This window comes from Streptomyces sp. SCPE 10 (assembly GCF_051980735.1).
Taxonomy (GTDB): domain Bacteria; phylum Actinomycetota; class Actinomycetes; order Streptomycetales; family Streptomycetaceae; genus Streptomyces; species Streptomyces misionensis.
Window position 1 is genome coordinate 3,932,962 of record NZ_CP197069.1, and the last position, 16,557, is coordinate 3,949,518.

The 16,557-nt window shown below is 70.8% G+C and carries 17 protein-coding genes; 7 read left to right on the top strand and 10 right to left on the bottom strand.

Annotation, left to right across the window (positions count from 1 at the left end; translation table 11 throughout):
• Entirely contained in the window at nucleotides 1-420 is a 420-nt protein-coding gene (locus ACSP97_RS18235; protein ID WP_440558318.1) for a GlcG/HbpS family heme-binding protein, read from the top strand.
• A gap of 70 nt (nucleotides 421-490) precedes the next feature.
• On the opposite strand, the gene ACSP97_RS18240 is transcribed toward ACSP97_RS18235, so the two are convergent.
• The 6 genes from ACSP97_RS18240 to ACSP97_RS18265 all read right to left on the bottom strand — a co-directional run bounded on the left by ACSP97_RS18240 (nucleotide 491) and on the right by ACSP97_RS18265 (nucleotide 5,269).
• Nucleotides 491-1,357, bottom strand: a complete 867-nt coding sequence (locus ACSP97_RS18240; RefSeq protein ID WP_440558319.1) for a GNAT family N-acetyltransferase — start codon at nucleotides 1,355-1,357, stop codon at nucleotides 491-493.
• 178 nt (nucleotides 1,358-1,535) lie between these two features.
• On the bottom strand, nucleotides 1,536-2,018 hold the full coding sequence (locus tag ACSP97_RS18245) for an NUDIX hydrolase (protein ID WP_070028820.1): 483 nt from the start codon (nucleotides 2,016-2,018) through the stop codon (nucleotides 1,536-1,538).
• Between the two features lie 83 nt (nucleotides 2,019-2,101).
• Entirely contained in the window at nucleotides 2,102-3,007 is a 906-nt protein-coding gene (locus tag ACSP97_RS18250) for a LysR family transcriptional regulator (RefSeq protein WP_440558321.1), read from the bottom strand.
• A gap of 204 nt (nucleotides 3,008-3,211) precedes the next feature.
• On the bottom strand, nucleotides 3,212-4,345 hold the full coding sequence (locus ACSP97_RS18255; RefSeq protein ID WP_388292239.1) for a cystathionine gamma-lyase: 1,134 nt from the start codon (nucleotides 4,343-4,345) through the stop codon (nucleotides 3,212-3,214).
• An 11-nt stretch (nucleotides 4,346-4,356) separates the two neighbouring features.
• On the bottom strand, nucleotides 4,357-4,884 hold the full coding sequence (locus tag ACSP97_RS18260) for a low molecular weight protein-tyrosine-phosphatase (RefSeq protein ID WP_440558323.1): 528 nt from the start codon (nucleotides 4,882-4,884) through the stop codon (nucleotides 4,357-4,359).
• Between the two features lie 7 nt (nucleotides 4,885-4,891).
• Nucleotides 4,892-5,269 (bottom strand): phage holin family protein, encoded by a 378-nt coding sequence (locus ACSP97_RS18265; protein WP_180330274.1) that lies wholly within the window; start codon nucleotides 5,267-5,269, stop codon nucleotides 4,892-4,894.
• Between the two features lie 59 nt (nucleotides 5,270-5,328).
• Between ACSP97_RS18265 and ACSP97_RS18270 the strand changes: the two genes are divergently transcribed.
• The 4 genes from ACSP97_RS18270 (at nucleotide 5,329) to ACSP97_RS18285 (ending at nucleotide 7,601) form a co-directional block, all read left to right on the top strand.
• The gene (locus ACSP97_RS18270; protein ID WP_146468739.1) at nucleotides 5,329-5,646 is read left to right on the top strand and encodes a cupin domain-containing protein; all 318 of its coding nucleotides are present in this window, start codon (nucleotides 5,329-5,331) and stop codon (nucleotides 5,644-5,646) included.
• Nucleotides 5,647-5,792: 146 nt separating this feature from the next.
• Nucleotides 5,793-6,005: a DUF5326 family protein gene (locus ACSP97_RS18275; RefSeq protein WP_070028814.1), complete on the top strand. Its 213-nt coding sequence runs from the start codon at nucleotides 5,793-5,795 to the stop codon at nucleotides 6,003-6,005.
• A 289-nt stretch (nucleotides 6,006-6,294) separates the two neighbouring features.
• Nucleotides 6,295-7,065, top strand: a complete 771-nt coding sequence (locus tag ACSP97_RS18280; RefSeq protein ID WP_355321472.1) for an IclR family transcriptional regulator — start codon at nucleotides 6,295-6,297, stop codon at nucleotides 7,063-7,065.
• A 98-nt stretch (nucleotides 7,066-7,163) separates the two neighbouring features.
• Nucleotides 7,164-7,601: an SsgA family sporulation/cell division regulator gene (locus ACSP97_RS18285; RefSeq protein ID WP_070028813.1), complete on the top strand. Its 438-nt coding sequence runs from the start codon at nucleotides 7,164-7,166 to the stop codon at nucleotides 7,599-7,601.
• A 167-nt stretch (nucleotides 7,602-7,768) separates the two neighbouring features.
• Here the strand turns inward: ACSP97_RS18285 and ACSP97_RS18290 are convergent, their stop codons facing one another.
• On the bottom strand, nucleotides 7,769-9,193 hold the full coding sequence (locus ACSP97_RS18290; protein ID WP_440558326.1) for a YibE/F family protein: 1,425 nt from the start codon (nucleotides 9,191-9,193) through the stop codon (nucleotides 7,769-7,771).
• Between the two features lie 242 nt (nucleotides 9,194-9,435).
• Between ACSP97_RS18290 and thiC the strand changes: the two genes are divergently transcribed.
• The gene (thiC, locus tag ACSP97_RS18295; RefSeq protein ID WP_440558329.1) at nucleotides 9,436-11,220 is read left to right on the top strand and encodes a phosphomethylpyrimidine synthase ThiC; all 1,785 of its coding nucleotides are present in this window, start codon (nucleotides 9,436-9,438) and stop codon (nucleotides 11,218-11,220) included.
• A gap of 127 nt (nucleotides 11,221-11,347) precedes the next feature.
• On the opposite strand, the gene ACSP97_RS18300 is transcribed toward thiC, so the two are convergent.
• The 3 genes from ACSP97_RS18300 to ACSP97_RS18310 form a co-directional block, all read right to left on the bottom strand.
• Nucleotides 11,348-12,166, bottom strand: coding sequence for a hypothetical protein (locus ACSP97_RS18300; RefSeq protein WP_440558331.1), 819 nt, complete (start codon nucleotides 12,164-12,166; stop codon nucleotides 11,348-11,350).
• Between the two features lie 182 nt (nucleotides 12,167-12,348).
• The gene (locus tag ACSP97_RS18305) at nucleotides 12,349-13,428 is read right to left on the bottom strand and encodes a metallophosphoesterase (RefSeq protein WP_355321466.1); all 1,080 of its coding nucleotides are present in this window, start codon (nucleotides 13,426-13,428) and stop codon (nucleotides 12,349-12,351) included.
• Between the two features lie 265 nt (nucleotides 13,429-13,693).
• A complete protein-coding gene (locus ACSP97_RS18310; protein ID WP_355146586.1) occupies nucleotides 13,694-14,806 on the bottom strand; it encodes a LacI family DNA-binding transcriptional regulator in 1,113 nt (370 codons plus the stop codon).
• 418 nt (nucleotides 14,807-15,224) lie between these two features.
• Between ACSP97_RS18310 and hisC the strand changes: the two genes are divergently transcribed.
• Nucleotides 15,225-16,304, top strand: a complete 1,080-nt coding sequence (gene hisC / locus ACSP97_RS18315) for a histidinol-phosphate transaminase (RefSeq protein ID WP_355146588.1) — start codon at nucleotides 15,225-15,227, stop codon at nucleotides 16,302-16,304.
• Nucleotides 16,305-16,557: the final 253 nt, after the last annotated feature.

Genomic DNA, 16,557 nt, shown 5'->3' on the forward strand with positions numbered 1-16,557 from the left:
ATGACCACCACCGCCGTCGCCCCGCTCACCATCGAGGACGCCGAGCTGCTGGTCGCCACGGCCCGCCGAGCGGCCGAGGAGGCGGGAGTCACCGTCAGCGTCACCGTTCTGGACGCGGGCGGCCACCTGCTCGCCTTCCGCCGGGACGACCGGGCCGTGCTGATCTCCGGCGAGACCAGCACCCGCAAGGCCTACACCGCGCTTCAGCTGAACACCCCCACCGCCGACCTGGTCGACGCCGTGCAGCCGGGCGGCCTCTTCCACACGCTGCCGACGGCCCTCGACCGGCCGCTGCTGTTCATCGCGGGCGGCGTCCCCGTCCACCGGGACGGCCGGCTGATCGGCGCCGTCGGCGTCGGTGGCGGGGCGCCCGTGCAGGACCACGGCTTCGCCACCGCGGCCGTGCGGGCCCTCGCCTGATCGCCCGCTCCGGTACGGACACAGGCCCCGCCGCTTCCCGCGGCGGGGCCTGTCCATGTCGTACGGCGGCTCAGCCGGCGGCCACCGTCAACGGGGCGAACCGGCGCGTCCAGTCACCGGGCAGCTCGTGGGTGCCGTACGACATCACCGAGTTGAACACCACGGACGCCAGGCCCCGCGCCTTGGCCCACGCCAGCAGCTCCTCGTGGCGCACGTCGATGTCGGTGCGCAGCGGACGGTCCGTGCCGGCTGCCAGGGAGGTGATCAGCGCCCGGGCGGTCTCCGTGTCCCGGGCGATCAGCGGTCCGACGACATGGGTGTCCATGTTCGGCCAGGCGGCCGCGTAACCGGTGATCCGGCCGTCCTCCTCGGCCACCCGGAGCTGGTCCGCGAAGGCGGGCAACCGGGCGATGAGGGGCGTGCGGTCGGCGCCGAACACCTCCTCGTCCAGCCGCAGGATCCCGGCCAGGTCCTCCGCGGTGGCGGCGCGCGTGCGCACCCCGGTCTCCGGCCCGCCGGGCGTGAAGCGGCCCATGAGCATCTCAGCCCGCCCCGTCACCTTGAAGCCCAGCTCCTCGTAGAGCGGGCGGCCGTTCTCCGTGGCGTGCAGCGTCAGCGGGGTGCCGTCCATGAGCGACAGCACATGGCGCATCAGGCGGCGTCCGACGCCCCGACGGGCATGGCGCTCGGCGACGAGGACCATGCCGACGGAGCCGAGTTCCGGCCGCTCCCAGGTTCCGTACTCGGTGAGGACGCAGGCGGCGACGAGGCCGCCCCGGGGGTCGTCGATACCGAAGCCCCGTCCTGCCGTGAGGAGGAAGCCCCACTTGTGTTCCTCGCGTGGCCACCCCCGGTCCTCGGACAGGTCGGCGCAGGCGGCGAGATCGCGAAGCGTCAGACGGCGAATGGGCAGAGCGTCGAGGGAAGGAGTTGGCACGCACGTCAGGCTGTCCGAAGCAGGCCCCCGGCGTCCACCCGTTTCGATGCGGACGCACGCGCTTTAGGTCATCTCGTAGCCGTACGTACAGTCCGTGGACAGCCCGGCGGTGCGCGGCCGAGCGGGAGTGTTTCACGTGAAACATCGCCCGGCCCGCCGGCTGCTCGGAGATGCCTGGCTATCCCAGATCCGGAGCGTGCATGGCGCGCACGCCCTCGATGTTGCCGTCCAGATAGTGCCGCAGCGACAGTGGGACCAGATGGACGGAGGCGATGCCGACCCGGGTGAACGGGACACGGACGATCTCGTACTCGCCGGCCGGCTCGTCCACCTCCGGGCCGTGGCGCAGGGAGGGGTCCATGGACTCCAGTCGGCAGACGAAGAAGTGCTGCACCTTCACACCGGTCGCGCCCCCGTCCTCGCCGATGTGCTCCACGGTGTCCACGAAGCACGGCACCACATCGGCGATCTTGGCGCCCAGTTCCTCGTATACCTCCCGGTGCAGGGCGTCCACGACGGTCGAGTCCCCGGGCTCGACCCCGCCGCCGGGGGTCACCCAGTAGGGATCGACGCCGGGCTTGGTGCGCTTGATCAAGATCAGGTCGTCACCGTCCAGGAGAACGGCGCGGGCGGTGCGCTTGACCACGGGTCGGACGGTCATGGGAGAAATGTGGCCCGGCTGGTTCCACGTGAAACATCGTAAAGCGGGTTCGGACGACCGCGTTGCGTGGCCCTCGGGAGGGCTCAGTACCAGCGTGCGGCCGCCCTCAGCAGGCGTTCACGGGCCTGCGCCACGGGTGGCAGGGCGAGCGTGCCCGTGCGCACCACCAGGAAGTGGGTGCGCAACGGCGGCACCACCGGGTCGTGCAGGGCGACGAGCGCTCCCCCGTCGAGTGACGGTGCGCACAGGTACCGGGGCAGTACGGCCAGTCCCGCGCCCGCGTTCGCACAGGCGAGCACGGCCCGCAGATCGGGGACGACGATTGTGCCGGGGGCGGCCGGGCGGGCGTCGAAGACCGAGGTCCAGTAGCGGGAGACGAACGGCAGCGACTCGTGGATGTCGATCAGGGGCAGGTCCTTGAGTGCGGGTGCCCCCTTCAGCCGTAACGCGTCCGGGCCGATGCGCTCGGCCCAGCGGGGAGCGGCGACCAGCACATGCTCCTCGTCGCAGAGCGCGGTCGCGGTGAACAGGGCGCCGCGTGGGCGGGTGGTGCTGATGGCCAGATCGTGGTGCCCGGCCGCCAGCCCTTCCAGGACCTCTTCCGTGGTCCCGAAGGAGGCCCGCAGTGCGAAGCCCCTGCCGTCCTCGCCGACCGGCTTGGTGAGGGCGGGCAGGGCCCGTTCGGCGATGAACTCAGGCGGTCCGGCCAGGTGCAGCGTTCTTCGCGAGGACGCGTCCTCCAGCCGGCTCTCGGCTATCTCCACCAGCGCGTCGAGGTGGGGCGCGGCCTTGTGGGCGAGTTCGTCGCCGATGCTGGTCGGGGTGACGCCGCGGGCCTGGCGGAGGAAGAGGGGCCTGCCCAGCTGGCGTTCCAGCGTGCGGATCTGCGAGGTGACGGCGGGCTGGGAGAGGCCGAGCAGCGCCGCGGCGCGGGTGAAGGAACCGGCCCGGTGCACGGTGACGAAGGTGCGCAGCAAGGCCAGATCCATGGCAAGCCCCTCCCTGCCCTCGCCCTGCGGCCCCGGCAGTCGGCAACGATAAATATGTCGATACCCCCCTGCCATCAGCGTGATTGGACACTGACACAGAGTCAACTAGCCTTGGTCGCACGGTTCTTCGCAAGCGGAACCGCAGACGGTCCGAGCCAAGAGGGGGGAGGCTCGGACCGTCGTCCCTTTTCCGGTGGACGCCGGTCAGTCCGCCGACTCGTCCAGGGCGCGCAGGATGTCCGCCACCAGGTCCCCGGGGTCCTCGGCGCCGATCGACATCCGGATGAACCCCTCCGGGACCGCGTCCCCGCCCCAGCGGGCGCGACGCTCGGCCGTGGAACGCACCCCGCCGAAGCTCGTCGCGTCCTCCACCAGGCGCAGGGCGGCGAGGAAGCGCTCGGCACGCGCGCGCGTGGGCAGCGTGAACGACACCACACAGCCGTAGCGGCGCATCTGCCGGGAGGCGACCTTGTGCGCGGGGTCGTCGGGCAGCCCCGGGTACCGCAGGCCCGACACCTCCGGCCGCTGCCGCAGGGCCTCGGCGACGGTGAGCGCGGTGGCGTTCTGCCGGTCGGCGCGCAACTGGAGCGTGGCGATGGACCGGTGCGCGAGCCAGGACTCCATGGGCCCGGGGATCGCCCCGACGATCTTGCGCCAGCGCCGTACGGCGGCCATCACCTCGGCGTCGCGCCCGGCCACGTACCCCAGGAGGACATCCCCGTGCCCGGTGAGCTGCTTGGTGCCGCTGGCCACGGAGAAGTCGGCGCCCAGAGCCAGCGGGCGCTGCCCGAGCGGAGTGGCGAGAGTGTTGTCGACGGCCACCAGGGTGCCCTGGGCGTGGGCCGCGACCGCCAGGCGCCGGATGTCGCACACGTCGAGCCCCGGGTTCGACGGCGACTCGATCCACAGCAGCCGGGCCCCCTCCAGCACCTCCAGCTGGGCGTCCCGGCCGGTCGGGGCGGTGCGCACCTCGACGCCGTACGCCTCCAGCTGGGCGCGGACCAGGGGCAGTGCCTGGTAGCCGTCGGACGGCAGCACCACCGCGTCCCCCGCACGCAGCTGTGAGAAGAGCACGGCGGAGATCGCGGCCATGCCGGAGGCGAACACCAGCGTCTCGACATCCGCCCGCCCGGGAGCCTCCAGCTCGCCGATGGCGTTCTCCAGCAGCGTCCAGGTCGGGTTGTCGTCCCGGCCGTAGGAGTACGGACCCGCGACCTCGCCCGGCAGATGGAAGTGCGCAGCGAAGACGGGGCCGGGCAGGGTCGGCTCGTGTTTGACCGGCTCGGGCAGCCCGGCCCGGACCGCGCGAGTGCCGTCGCCGACAGGGTCCTCACTCATACCGGTCGCGCTCATGCCGCCCGTCCCTCCAGGTGTTCCCGTACGGCGGCGAGCAGACCGGTGCTCGCCTCCTCCACCATCTCAAGGCATTCCTCGAAGCCGTCCAGGCCGCCGTAGTACGGGTCCGGCACATCGAGGTCGTCACCGCCCGCGGGAGGCTCGTCCGGCGCGGGGGAGCCGGGCGAGGTGTGGGCGTACGCACGCAGCAGCCGGATCTTGCGCGCGTCCGCCTCGGTCGGCGCGAGCCGGCGCAGGGCCCTGAGGTGCCCCGCGTCCAAGGCGATCACGAGATCGAGGCGGGCGAACCACGAGGGCTGGAACTGACGCGCGATGTGGTCGCAGTCGTAGCCGTGGTCGTGCAGGACGGCGACGGTGCGCGGGTCGGCGGGCTCGCCCTCGTGCCAGCCGCCGGTCCCGGCGCTGTCGATCTCCACGTGTTCCTCCAGCCCGGCCTCCGCCACCTGCGCGCGGAAGACGTACTCGGCCATCGGGGAACGGCAGATGTTGCCGGTGCACACGAAGCAGACGCGGTAGGTCATGGGGCGCTCAGTCCTCGTCCGGAAGGATCATGTGCAGAGCCCAGGAGACGACCGAGATGATCAGACCGCCGAGGACGGCCGTCCAGAACCCCTCCACATGGAAGCTCAGCTGGAGCTTGCCGCACACCCACGAGGTCAGCAGCAGCATCAAGGCGTTGACGACCAGGGTGATCAGGCCCAGCGTCAGAATGAACAGCGGGAAGGTGAGCACCTTCAGAACGGGCTTGACCAGCCAGTTCACCAGACCGAAGATCAGCGCGACGACGATGAGCGTGCCGGCCTTCTCGGCGGTGCCGGCACCGGTCAAGGTGATCTTGTCCAGGAGCCATACGGCCACCGCCAGGGCTCCCGCGTTCGCGATCGTCTTGACTACGAAATTCTTCATGTGTCTGATCGTGGCAGACCCGATCGGATGCGAGCAGTGAGGCGAGGGCGGCAACGAAGATGAAGGCATTCCGGCTGGACGAACTGGAGGCGGAACGCGCCGCCAACGAGGGTGCCTACCTACAGTTCCTGCGCGAGCGGAACATGTCGGTCGGGCTCTACGCCCTCGACGCGGGCGAGCACGACCCGCAGAAGCCGCACAACCAGGACGAGGTGTACTTCGTCGTCAGCGGCCGCGCGTCCATCACCGTCGGCCTGGAGACGACCGAGGTGGCGCGGGGCAGCGTCGTGTACGTGCCCGCCGGTGTCGCGCACAAGTTCCACCACATCAGCGAGGACCTGAGGGTGCTCGTCGTCTTCTCTCCGCCCGAGGCGTGAGAACGGACCCCCGGATTCCCTAGGGGACGGTTCAGGGGAGGACAAGGGCCGCGGGTGCCCCGCGGGCCCCCTTGACGGCCCTAGCATCGGACGCAGGACATCGGGACCGTACGAGACGTACGCACGAGACGAGAAGGACGAGGGCCATGCGAGGGATCTTCGCGGGACTGCCGTGGTGGGTGAAGTGGGTCGCGGTGCCGGTCATCGCCCTGGTCGTCTTCGGCGGGCTGATAGCGAGCGTCGTCGGTTTCGTGATCGGGCTGCTGTTCAAGGTCCTGGTCTTCGTGGCCCTGGTCGGCGGACTGATCTACATCGTGCGCAAGTTCATGTCGAACTCCTCCTCGCACAGCGACTGGTGAACGACGAGGGGAGCCGGTGACCGGTGAGGGGGTGCCGGTTCCCTCGGGGGAGGGAAGTTTCCCCGCGAGCCGGTCTGCGCGCGGTGGCAGGCCGTTAGAGTCCGGAACTCCCCACGGGCCCGCCCCGTGGGTGGCGCAGACCCCCAACCGTGCTCCCCGCTCTCGCACGGCCTGCCCCCTCGCGCTTCCGGAGTAACCTTTGGCCACGGTCGACACCGCACCGGCAGAAACCCGCTCACTCCCCGCCCAGCCCCGCTCCCGTGCCGCTTCCCCGCGGCGGCCGTCCGGCATGGCCGTCGAGCCGCAGCCGGCCACCGCGACCCTCATCGGCTCCGTGCAGCGCGCCATGCGGCTGCTGGAGACGGTCGCGGCCCATCCGTACGGCGCCCCCGCCAAGCAGCTCGCCCGTGCGACCGGCCTGGCCCTGCCCACCGCCTACCACCTGCTGCGCACTCTGGTGCACGAGGGCTATCTGCGCCGGGAGAAGGGGCTGTTCTTCCTCGGTGACGCGGCCGAGCGGCTGAGCAGCAACGGAGCCCGGGAAAATCGTCGCTGCAAGGTCGCGGACACGCTCGCGCACTGGCGTGATTCCATCGGTGCGCCGATGTACTACGCGATGTACCGGGACGGCGAGATCGAGGTCCTGTGTGTCTCCGACTCCCGGGACGCCCCCGCGGCCGAGGAGTGGGCCGACTTCCGCGAGACCGGGCATGCGCACGCCATCGGCCAGTGCCTGCTCTCCCAGCTGGACGAGAACGCCCGCCGCGACCACCTCGCGCGCTACCCGGTACAGGCCCTCACCCCGTACACCGTGCGCGAGGGTGACGCCCTGCTGCGGCGGCTGGCCCGGGTGCGGCGCATGGAGCCGGTGGTGGAGCGCCAGGAGTACGCGCTCGGCACGGTCTGCGCGGCGGTCCCCATCACGGTCGGCACGACCGCGGCCACCGTGGCCTTCGCGCTCCCGGCCCATCAGGCCGACCGGCTGCTGCCCGCGGCCCACCGGTTGCAAACGGAGATCGGCCGCAACATCGGGTCGCTCACGCTGTCTATCAGTATCTGAAATCTTACTCCTTGTGATCCACTGTGTACTTTCAGCAAGATTTACCACGGGCAGAGGGATCAAACCCGGCCAGTCGAAGTCATACGACGGGGTAGGCGATGCGCGAGTCCGTACAGGCAGAGGTCATGATGAGCTTTCTCGTCTCGGAGGAGCTCTCCTTCCGCATTCCGGTGGAGTTGCGCTACGAGACCGGCGATCCCTACGCCGTGCGGCTCACCTTCCATCTGCCCGGCGACGCCCCGGTCACCTGGGTCTTCGGGCGGGAGTTGCTGATCGACGGCGTCGGACGGCCGTGCGGGGAGGGCGATGTGCGCATCTCCCCCGTCGAGGCCGAGGTGCTGGGCGAGGTGCTGATCAGGCTTCAGGTCGGCTGCGACCAGGCCCTGTTCCGCTCGTCCGCGTCGCCGCTCGTGGCCTTCCTCGACCGTACGGACAAACTGGTGCCGCTCGGCCAGGAGGGGGCGCTGGCCGATTTCGACGCACACCTCGACGAGGCGCTGGACCGCATCCTGGCCGAGGAGCAGAGCGCGGGCTGAGGCAGCGCGGAACGGGGCGCCGTCGCTCCGTCGTGTCGCACGGAACAGTGCAGGAACGCTTCTGCGCGGTACGGCGAACGGCACTTCCGACGGGGGCCCCACCCCGTGCACCCTTTCCGGTGGTGGCCCCTCCTTGCGCACCGCTTACGGCGAGGGGCCCGCCCGGCTCACCGCTTGCGGCGCCGGCCCCGGCCGCCCCGCGCCGCAGCGGGCCGGGCGCCCGTGGCGGCCCCGGTGCCCGGTTCCCGCCGGTCGGACGCCACGACCAGGGCGGCCAGCGCGGTGGTGACCGGCACCGAGGCCACCAGGCCGATGGAACCCACCAGGGTGCGCACGATCTCCTCGGCCACCAGCTCGCTGTCGGCCACCGTCCCCACACCGCTCTGCGCGATGGAGAACAGCAGCAGCAACGGCAGCGCGGCGCCGGCGTAGGCGAGCACAAGGGTGTTGACGACGGAGGCGATGTGGTCGCGGCCGATGCGGATGGCCGCCCGGTACAGACCGCGCGGACCCATCGAGGGATTGGCCTCGTGCAGCTCCCACACGGCCGAGGTCTGGGTCACCGTCACATCGTCCAGGACGCCGAGCGAACCGATGATGACCCCGGCCAGCAGCAGACCGCTCATGTCGATCTTGGGATACAGCCCGTGGATCAGCCCGGTGCTGTCGTCGGTGTTGCCGGTGAGGGCCGCCCAGCCGATGAACTGCGCCCCGAGCAGGCCGATCAGCGACAGCGAGATCAGGGTGCCGAGAACCGCCACCGACGTACGGGCCGACAGGCCGTGGCACATGTACAGGGCGATCAGCATGATGGCGCTCGCCCCCACGACCGCCACGAGCAGCGGGTTGGAGCCCTGGAGGATCGCGGGCAGGATGAACTGGTTGAGCACCAGGAAGCTCACGGCGAGGGCGACGAGGGCCATGACACCCCGCATCCGGCCCACCACCACGACGGCGAGCGCGAAGACGCCCGCGAGCAGCGCCATCGGGAACGTGCGGTTCACATCGGTCACCGAGTACTGGAGGTCCCGCGGCGCCGTGGGCTCGTAGGCGGCGACCACCTGCTCGCCCTGGTGCAGCTGCCGGGACTGGTCGGGCTGCACGATCTCGGTGAACGTACGGCCCTTGTCCTTGCCGGTGTCGACCCGGACGGTCGCCTTCTTGCAGGTGCCACCGGACCGTTGCCCCGCCGGGGAGCCGCCGGTGGCGGAGGGGTCGGCGGCCGGGGCTCCACCCGAGGCGTGCACCGAGGCGCAGTCGACCGCCACCACCCGGGTGACGGTGGCCTGTTGGGTCTGCCGGTCGAAGCCGACGCCGCTGTGCTTGTGGGAGGGGGTGCCACCGGGCCAGAGCGCCACCAGGCCGACCACCACCGCCGCGGCGAACGGGACCAGGACCGCCGCGATCACCTTGCGCAGATGCCGGGACACGGGCGCGGCGGGCCCGTGGCCATGGCTGTGGCCGTGACCGGGGGAGGAGTCGTGCGATGCGGTGTGGACGTGGCCGTGCAGGTGGTCAGGTCCCGGACGGTCCGAGCCGCCGGGTCGGCGTGGGCCGGACGGCCGGCGCGGGTGCTGCTCCATCCTGGTCATCGCCAGATCATCGCAAGAACCGGGGAGGCCCACTGTTCATCGCGCCATCGATGGCGCTAGCGTGGAGTCACCTTTGCACACGCGGGAGCTCGGAGCACCGGGCTGAGAGGGCGCTGACCTCCGTAGACGCGATGTTTCACGTGGAACGAGCGATGTTCCACGGGAGGCGTCGGACCGACGGAAACCGCTGCGTCGACCGCCGAACCTGTTACCGGGTAATGCCGGCGTAGGGAGTAGGTCTCATGACCAACAAGGACGCACGCACGCCTGCCTCCATCCAGGACGACATGTCCGAGGAGGCCGGGAAGTCCATCGGCTGGCACAAGGCGTATGTCGAGGGTTCGCGCCCCGACCTGCACGTGCCGGTCCGTCAGGTGCACCTCACCAACGGGCAGTCGGTCACGCTGTACGACACCTCGGGCCCGTACACCGATCCGCACGTCGACACCGATGTCCGCAGGGGCCTGGCGCCGCTGCGGGAGAACTGGATCATCGCCCGAGGCGACACCGAGGAGTACGCGGGCCGTCCCGTCCGCCCCGAGGACGACGGGATCAAGCACACCTCGCCGCGCGGGGGGCTGCGCAATCTGGACGCGGTCTTCCCGGGACGCCCGCGTCAGCCCCGGCGGGGCCGTGACGGGCAGGCGGTGACGCAGCTCGCGTATGCGCGCCGGGGCGAGATCACCCCGGAGATGGAGTTCGTGGCCCTTCGGGAGAACGTCTCCCCCGAGGTGGTCCGTGAGGAGATCGCCGCGGGCCGCGCGGTGCTGCCCGCCAACGTCAACCACCCGGAGATCGAGCCGATGATCATCGGCAAGCGGTTCCTGGTGAAGGTGAACGCCAACATCGGCAACTCCGCGGTGACCTCGTCCATCGAGGAAGAGGTGGAGAAGATGACCTGGGCGACCCGCTGGGGCGCCGACACGGTCATGGACCTCTCCACCGGCCGCAACATCCACACCACCCGCGAGTGGGTGCTGCGCAACTCCCCCGTGCCCATCGGCACGGTGCCGCTCTATCAGGCCCTGGAGAAGGTCGACGGCAGGGCCGAGGAGCTGACCTGGGAGATCTACAAGGACACGGTCATCGAGCAGGCCGAGCAGGGCGTGGACTACATGACCGTCCACGCAGGGGTGCGGCTGCCGTTCGTACCGCTCACCGCCAACCGCAAGACCGGCATCGTCTCGCGCGGCGGCTCCATCATGGCCGCGTGGTGCCTGGCGCACCACAAGGAGTCGTTCCTGTACGAGAACTTCGAGGAACTGTGCGAGATCCTCGCCGCCTACGACGTCACGTACTCGCTGGGTGACGGTCTGCGGCCCGGCTCCATCGCCGACGCCAACGACGAGGCGCAGCTCGCGGAACTGCGCACGCTCGGGGAACTCGGGCGGATCGCCAGGCGTTTGAACGTACAGACGATGATCGAGGGCCCCGGGCACGTCCCGATGCACAAGATCAAGGAGAACATCGACCTTCAGCAGGAGATCTGCGATGAAGCACCGTTCTATACGCTCGGCCCGCTGACCACGGACATCGCGCCGGCGTACGACCACATCACCTCCGGCATCGGCGCCGCGATGATCGCCTGGTGGGGCACGGCGATGCTCTGCTACGTCACGCCGAAGGAGCACCTGGGCCTGCCCAACCGAGACGACGTCAAGACCGGTGTCATCACCTACAAGATCGCCGCCCATGCGGCCGACCTCGCCAAGGGACACCCGGGCGCGCAGGAGTGGGACGACGCGCTGTCGGACGCGCGGTTCGAGTTCCGGTGGGAGGACCAGTTCAACCTGGCCCTCGACCCGGACACGGCCCGCGAGTTCCACGACGAGACCCTGCCGGCCGAGCCCGCCAAGACGGCGCACTTCTGTTCGATGTGCGGTCCGAAGTTCTGCAGCATGAAGATCTCGCAGGACATCCGCCGCGAGCACGGTGGCAGCCGGGCCGAGATCGAGGAGGGGATGGCGCAGAAGTCGGCGGAGTTCGCGGCCTCGGGGAACCGGGTGTACCTGCCGATCGCGGACTGAGCGGGGCAGGCTGGACCCGCCGTCCGCACGGGCCGGCCGGCACCGGCTCGGTGGACGGCGGGTGCGGCCTGCCCGCTGTGGTCCTCCCGTTGTGGCCCTCCGGCTGTGGCACGGCCGCCCGGCGAGGTCAGTCCGGCTGGTGCTCCGGGCCGCCGTAGTCGGGGCTGGTGTAGTCGGGGCTGGTGTAGCGGGGGCGGTCGGTGCGGATGCCGTCGTCGGGGCTGCTGAAGCCGGGACGGTCGTAGCCCAGCCGGGGCATACGGCCGCGCGGGGCGGGTGTGCGGTGCGGTGCGGCCGGGCCGGGCTCGCCGAGGGCCTCCCGCAGGAACGGCAGGATGCCGCGCTCCAGCAGGGCGTCCTGCCATGCCTCTCTCGCTCTGGCCACCTCTTCGGCGGCGGCGTCACGGGCCCGGGACTCGGGCGAGGCGCCGTTGCGCAGCGCGGTGAGCAGCAATCCGACGGCGGCGACGAGTATCGCCGCCACGGTCAGGGCCCCGAACACCCAGCCGGCGGTGAGCATGGTGCCGGCCAGGGGCTGTCCGGGGTCCAGGCTTCTCAGGATGTAGCCGATGAGCAGAAATATCGCCGCCGCGGTGGCGGACAGGAGGGGCGCCAGGACGGCGACGACCGCGATGGCACCCGCCCCATGGGGCCCGGCGGCCGGGTCGGTTCCGGTGGGGTCGGAGCCGTCCGTGGTCGCCGGTGGTTCCGGGCGGCGCAGTTCGTCGCGGATCCGTACGTAGTGCGCGTACTCGGCGGACGCGGCCGCCGTGATGAGCGCACAGGCGGCGATGGCCATGGTGCGCAGTTGTGCGGGGCTGAGCCGCTGTCCGGCGGCGGCCAGTTCCGCTCGGTGCGGTGCTGAGCGCAGAACCTCGTCGAGGAGCCGCTCGAATTCCTGGCGGTCCTCGCTCCGCAGGTGCTGCGGAAGGCTGTTCATGTGCATCCCCCGATGCTCCGTAGGGCTTGGGGCCCGCACACCTGCGAGCCGTCGGGCAGAAACGGAGGGGAGCCTGCTACGGATAAGCCGATGGTAGAGCCGCGACGGCGCGTGGTGACAGGGGATTGCCGGAAATTGGGTCCCGGCCTGCGCGTACTCCGCGGGGGCGGGACCCGCCGGAGGAACGGTCAGTGCTCCAGGGGGAGTTGGCGGACCAGCAGCTTTCCGGCCATGGTCACTCCGCCGTCCATCGCGATGGCGAGGCCGTCGGCGTAGACGTGCGGTCCTTCGACGACCGGGCCGTTGCCCTCCTCGTCGTCCTCGGAGCCGACCTCGCCGAGGAGGTAGGGGATGGGGCTGTGGCCGTGCACGATCCGGGTGCCGCCGTAGGTGTCGAGCAGGGCGCGTACGGCGTCGGCGCCGCCCTCGTCGCGGAAGGAGAAGCGCTTGGTGAACTTGCGGAACAGGTCCCAGCACTCGTCCGCGTCGTTGCGGGTGAGCGTCTCGCGGACGTTGTCGTTGACGGCCTCGATCGAGTCGCCGAAGTCCAGGTAGGCGGTGGTGTCGGAGTGCACCAGCAGATAGCCGTCGACCTGCTCGACGGCGTCCAGACGGGCCATCCACTGGAGGTGGTGGTCCTGGAGGCGGTCCATGTCGGTCTTCTGGCCGCCGTTGAGCAGCCAGGCCGCCTGGAAAGTGGCCGTGCCCGCACCGGAGTTGACGGGCGTGTCGCCGAACCGCTTGGCGCCGAGCAGCAGCAGCTCGTGGTTGCCCATGAGGGCCTTGCAGTAGCCGCCGGCCGCGGCCGCCTCGGCGGACAGCCGCATCACCAGGTCGATGACGCCGATACCGTCCGGGCCGCGGTCGGTGAAGTCGCCGAGGAACCACAGCCGGGTGGTGCCGGCGCACCACTGGCCCGCGTCGTCGATGAGGCCCTGCTCCCGCAGGGCGGCCATCAGTTCGTCGAGGTAGCCGTGGACGTCGCCGACGACGAACAGCGGGCCGGGGCCGGCCGCGGGCTGCGGGGCCGGGGTCGCGGGCATCGGGTCGACGGGGACCTGGAGCGCGTCGCCGCGGTTGATGACGGGCAGATCGCGCTGGGTGGGCGTGTAGCCCTCGGGGTACGACTCCTCGGCGGGTGGCGCGGTGTCGGCCTGCTGGTCCTGGTGGACGTACGGACCGGTCTCGTGGACGTACGCGGGTACCCGGAAGTCGCGCAGCGTCGCCGTCCGCTCCACCTCGGGTCCCTGACCGGCCCCCTGAGTCATCAGACCCCTCCACCATCGCGCCGCATCTGCACCGCTTCGGACTGCCTGGTCGCAGCGGTCCGCGGTGTCGTGGGCCCATCATAGGAATGCGCGTCGCGCCATGTGATGACCCAGGGGTGGTGAATCGGAACAAGGCTCCGCCGCACCGCCGATTTCTCCCTGTTTGGGCAGGTGTTCGCCCCCGCTCCAGGGGCCGCGGGCCCTGTGTGGCCCGAGCGGCGCGCGGCCGCCGGGGGTTCTGTCCGGGGCTCCGGCGCCGTCCGTGCTACGCGTCGTCGGGGGTGCGCGGCGGGCTGACCGTGGTGCGCGGGGGCCGCCGCTGGGAGGACGTGCGCACGATCAGTTCGGTCGGTATCACCTGCTCCACCGGTTGCTCCGACTCCACGCCCTCGATGGCGTCGATGAGCAGTTGCACGACGGCCGTGCCGATGCGGCGCGGCTTCAGGGAGAGCGTGGTGATGGGCGGCTCCGTGCTGGCGTACACGGTGGACTCGCTGCAGCACACCAGCAGCAGGTCGTCGGGGACGCGCAGCCCGTAGCGGCGGGCGGCGGCGAGCAGATCGGTGCCGTTGGGGTCGAACAGGCCGTAGACGGCGTCGGGCCGGTCCGGGCGGGCGAGCAGCCGGTCGGCCGCGACGGCGCCCGCGCACGGATCGTGCGCCGGATACGACTCGTAGACCGGGTCCTGGCCGACCCGCTCGCACCAGTGGAGATAGGCCGTGGTGGACAGATGGGTGTACGTGTCGGTCGAGGTGCCGGTGAGCAGGCCGATACGGCGGGCGCCGGCGGCGGCGAGGTGGTCGAGGATGCCGAGGACGGCGGCCTCGTGGTCGTTGTCTACCCAGGCGGTGACCGGGAGCGCGCCGGCCGGGCGGCCGTCGGAGACGACGGGCAGGCCTTGGCGTACCAGTTCGCTGACCACCGGGTCCTGGTCGGAGGGGTCGATCACGACGGTGCCGTCCAGGGCGACGTTGGACCACACGTCGTGGCGGGAGGTCGCGGGCAGGATGACCAGGGCGTAGCCCCGGGCGAGCGCCGCCGAGGTGGCGGCCCGCGCCATCTCGGCGAAGTACGCGAACTCGGTGAAGGTGAAAGGTTCATCCCCGTACGTGGTCACGGTCAGGCCGATCAGGCCCGACTTTCCGGTACGAAGGGTGCGGGCGGCGGCCGAGGGGCGGTACCCCAGCCGGTCGGCGACCTCGCGGACGTGGCGCCGGGTGGCATCCGGGAGCCGGCCCTTGCCGTTGAGGGCGTCGGAGACGGTCGTGATGGAGACGCCGGCGGCGGCGGCCACGTCCCTGATGCCTGCCCGGCTCGGCCTGCTGCCTCGACGTGAGGTTTCCGCGCGGCTCACCTGGTGCTTCCCTGCTGCTGTCATGGCGAGCCGATAGTAGGGCTCATGCGGTGGGGTAGGGCGGACGCATATGCACTCGTTGACAGGCACGTTTCTGCATGGCCGTTCGGGGTCAACTACCTCGGAATCCATGGTAGTTGAGCGCTTTCTTTGCAAGACACGATGTGACGGCGCGGATGAGCCTGCCAATGGTCCGATGTTTCGAAGAGGTCTCAACTCACCTTGACGGGTGATGCGCGCCAGGGCGTAAGCCACCGGCGCATAGATATATGTGCGGTGCGCCCCCCGAAACGGTGTCTTCCTGGCGTGATGCCCGTGCCGCTGTCGCGATCCAGGAGGTTTGCCCACGACCCATACTCAGCGGAGCCGAATCCTCATATGGTGAGCAGTATTGGAAGCCGGTGGTGTCGACGGTCCGCCGGTGGTCGCGAGGAGGACTGCGGTGAGCGAGACGAGCCCCAAGCTGCGCGCCGAGCTGGAGGGTATCCCCACCTACAAGCCGGGCAAGCCGGCCGCGGCCGAGGGTCCGGTCGCCTACAAGCTGTCCTCGAACGAGAACCCGTACCCCCCGCTGCCCGGTGTGCTGGAGAGCGTGACCGCGGCCGCCGCCTCCTTCAACCGCTACCCGGACATGTCGTGCGCCGCCCTGACGGCGGAGCTGGCGGAGCGCTTCGGGGTGCCGGCCGCCCATGTGGCCACCGGCACGGGCTCGGTGGGCGTCGCCCAGCAGCTGATCCAGGCGACCAGCGGCCCCGGCGACGAGGTGATCTACGCCTGGCGGTCGTTCGAGGCGTACCCGATCATCACGCAGATCAGCGGGGCCCGGTCGGTACAGGTGCCGCTCACGTCCGGCGAGGTGCACGACCTGGACGCGATGGCCGAGGCGATCACCGACCGGACGCGGCTGATCTTCGTCTGCAACCCGAACAATCCGACCGGCACGGTGGTGCGGCGGGCCGAGCTGGAGCGCTTCCTCGACCGGGTGCCCCGGGATGTGCTGGTGGTGCTGGACGAGGCCTACCGGGAGTTCATCCGCGACCCCGAGGTGCCCGACGGCGTCGAGCTGTACCGGGAGCGGCCCAATGTCTGCGTCCTGCGGACGTTCTCCAAGGCGTACGGCCTGGCCGGGCTGCGGGTCGGCTTCGCGATCGCCCATGAGCCGGTGGCCGCGGCGCTGCGCAAGACCGCGGTGCCCTTCGGGGTGAGCCAGCTGGCGCAGGAGGCGGCGATCGCCTCGCTGCGGGCGGAGGACGCGCTGCTGGGCCGGGTCGGCTCGCTGGTGTGCGAGCGCAATCGGGTGGTCGAGGGGCTGCGGGCGCAGGGCTGGACGGTGCCGGAGACGCAGGCCAATTTCGTGTGGCTGCGGCTCGGGGAGCGGACGACCGCGTTCGCCCAGGTCTGTGAGGAGCACGGGGTCGTGGTCCGGCCGTTCGCGGGCGAGGGGGTCCGGGTCACGGTAGGCGAGACCGAGGCGAACGACATCTTCCTGAAGGTGACGGAGGCGTTCCGCAAGGAGATGTAGTCCGGCTCACAGCGGAGAAGATCACGGGCGCCCGGCTCTGCCGGGCGCCCGTTTCACGTGAAACAGGGGTTTCCGGGGCATCTGCGCAGCCCGCGGTGGGGATTACCCGCAGGCTGGAAGATCCATGCCCGCGCAAGGGCCTCCGCCGGAGGACACAGTCCGGGCCGTGCGGATCTTGACTCCGAGGCAAGAGGGCGACCCCGGACTTCCTGGCCGAAAACCAGTGCGCCATAATGGCTTGTGAATGTGAACG

Coding starts and splice junctions, on each gene's coding strand:
- ACSP97_RS18250 (WP_440558321.1), bottom strand. CDS start 3,007: ATGGATCTGGCCTTGCTGCGCACCTTCGTCACCGTGCACCGGGCCGGT.
- ACSP97_RS18285 (WP_070028813.1), top strand. CDS start 7,164: ATGCGCGAGTCCGTACAGGCAGAGGTCATGATGAGCTTTCTCGTCTCG.
- ACSP97_RS18300 (WP_440558331.1), bottom strand. CDS start 12,166: ATGCACATGAACAGCCTTCCGCAGCACCTGCGGAGCGAGGACCGCCAG.
- ACSP97_RS18290 (WP_440558326.1), bottom strand. CDS start 9,193: ATGACCAGGATGGAGCAGCACCCGCGCCGGCCGTCCGGCCCACGCCGA.
- ACSP97_RS18245 (WP_070028820.1), bottom strand. CDS start 2,018: ATGACCGTCCGACCCGTGGTCAAGCGCACCGCCCGCGCCGTTCTCCTG.
- thiC (WP_440558329.1), top strand. CDS start 9,436: ATGACCAACAAGGACGCACGCACGCCTGCCTCCATCCAGGACGACATG.
- ACSP97_RS18260 (WP_440558323.1), bottom strand. CDS start 4,884: ATGACCTACCGCGTCTGCTTCGTGTGCACCGGCAACATCTGCCGTTCC.
- ACSP97_RS18265 (WP_180330274.1), bottom strand. CDS start 5,269: ATGAAGAATTTCGTAGTCAAGACGATCGCGAACGCGGGAGCCCTGGCG.
- ACSP97_RS18235 (WP_440558318.1), top strand. CDS start 1: ATGACCACCACCGCCGTCGCCCCGCTCACCATCGAGGACGCCGAGCTG.
- ACSP97_RS18270 (WP_146468739.1), top strand. CDS start 5,329: ATGAAGGCATTCCGGCTGGACGAACTGGAGGCGGAACGCGCCGCCAAC.
- ACSP97_RS18275 (WP_070028814.1), top strand. CDS start 5,793: ATGCGAGGGATCTTCGCGGGACTGCCGTGGTGGGTGAAGTGGGTCGCG.
- ACSP97_RS18280 (WP_355321472.1), top strand. CDS start 6,295: ATGGCCGTCGAGCCGCAGCCGGCCACCGCGACCCTCATCGGCTCCGTG.
- ACSP97_RS18310 (WP_355146586.1), bottom strand. CDS start 14,806: ATGACAGCAGCAGGGAAGCACCAGGTGAGCCGCGCGGAAACCTCACGT.
- ACSP97_RS18305 (WP_355321466.1), bottom strand. CDS start 13,428: ATGACTCAGGGGGCCGGTCAGGGACCCGAGGTGGAGCGGACGGCGACG.
- ACSP97_RS18255 (WP_388292239.1), bottom strand. CDS start 4,345: ATGAGTGAGGACCCTGTCGGCGACGGCACTCGCGCGGTCCGGGCCGGG.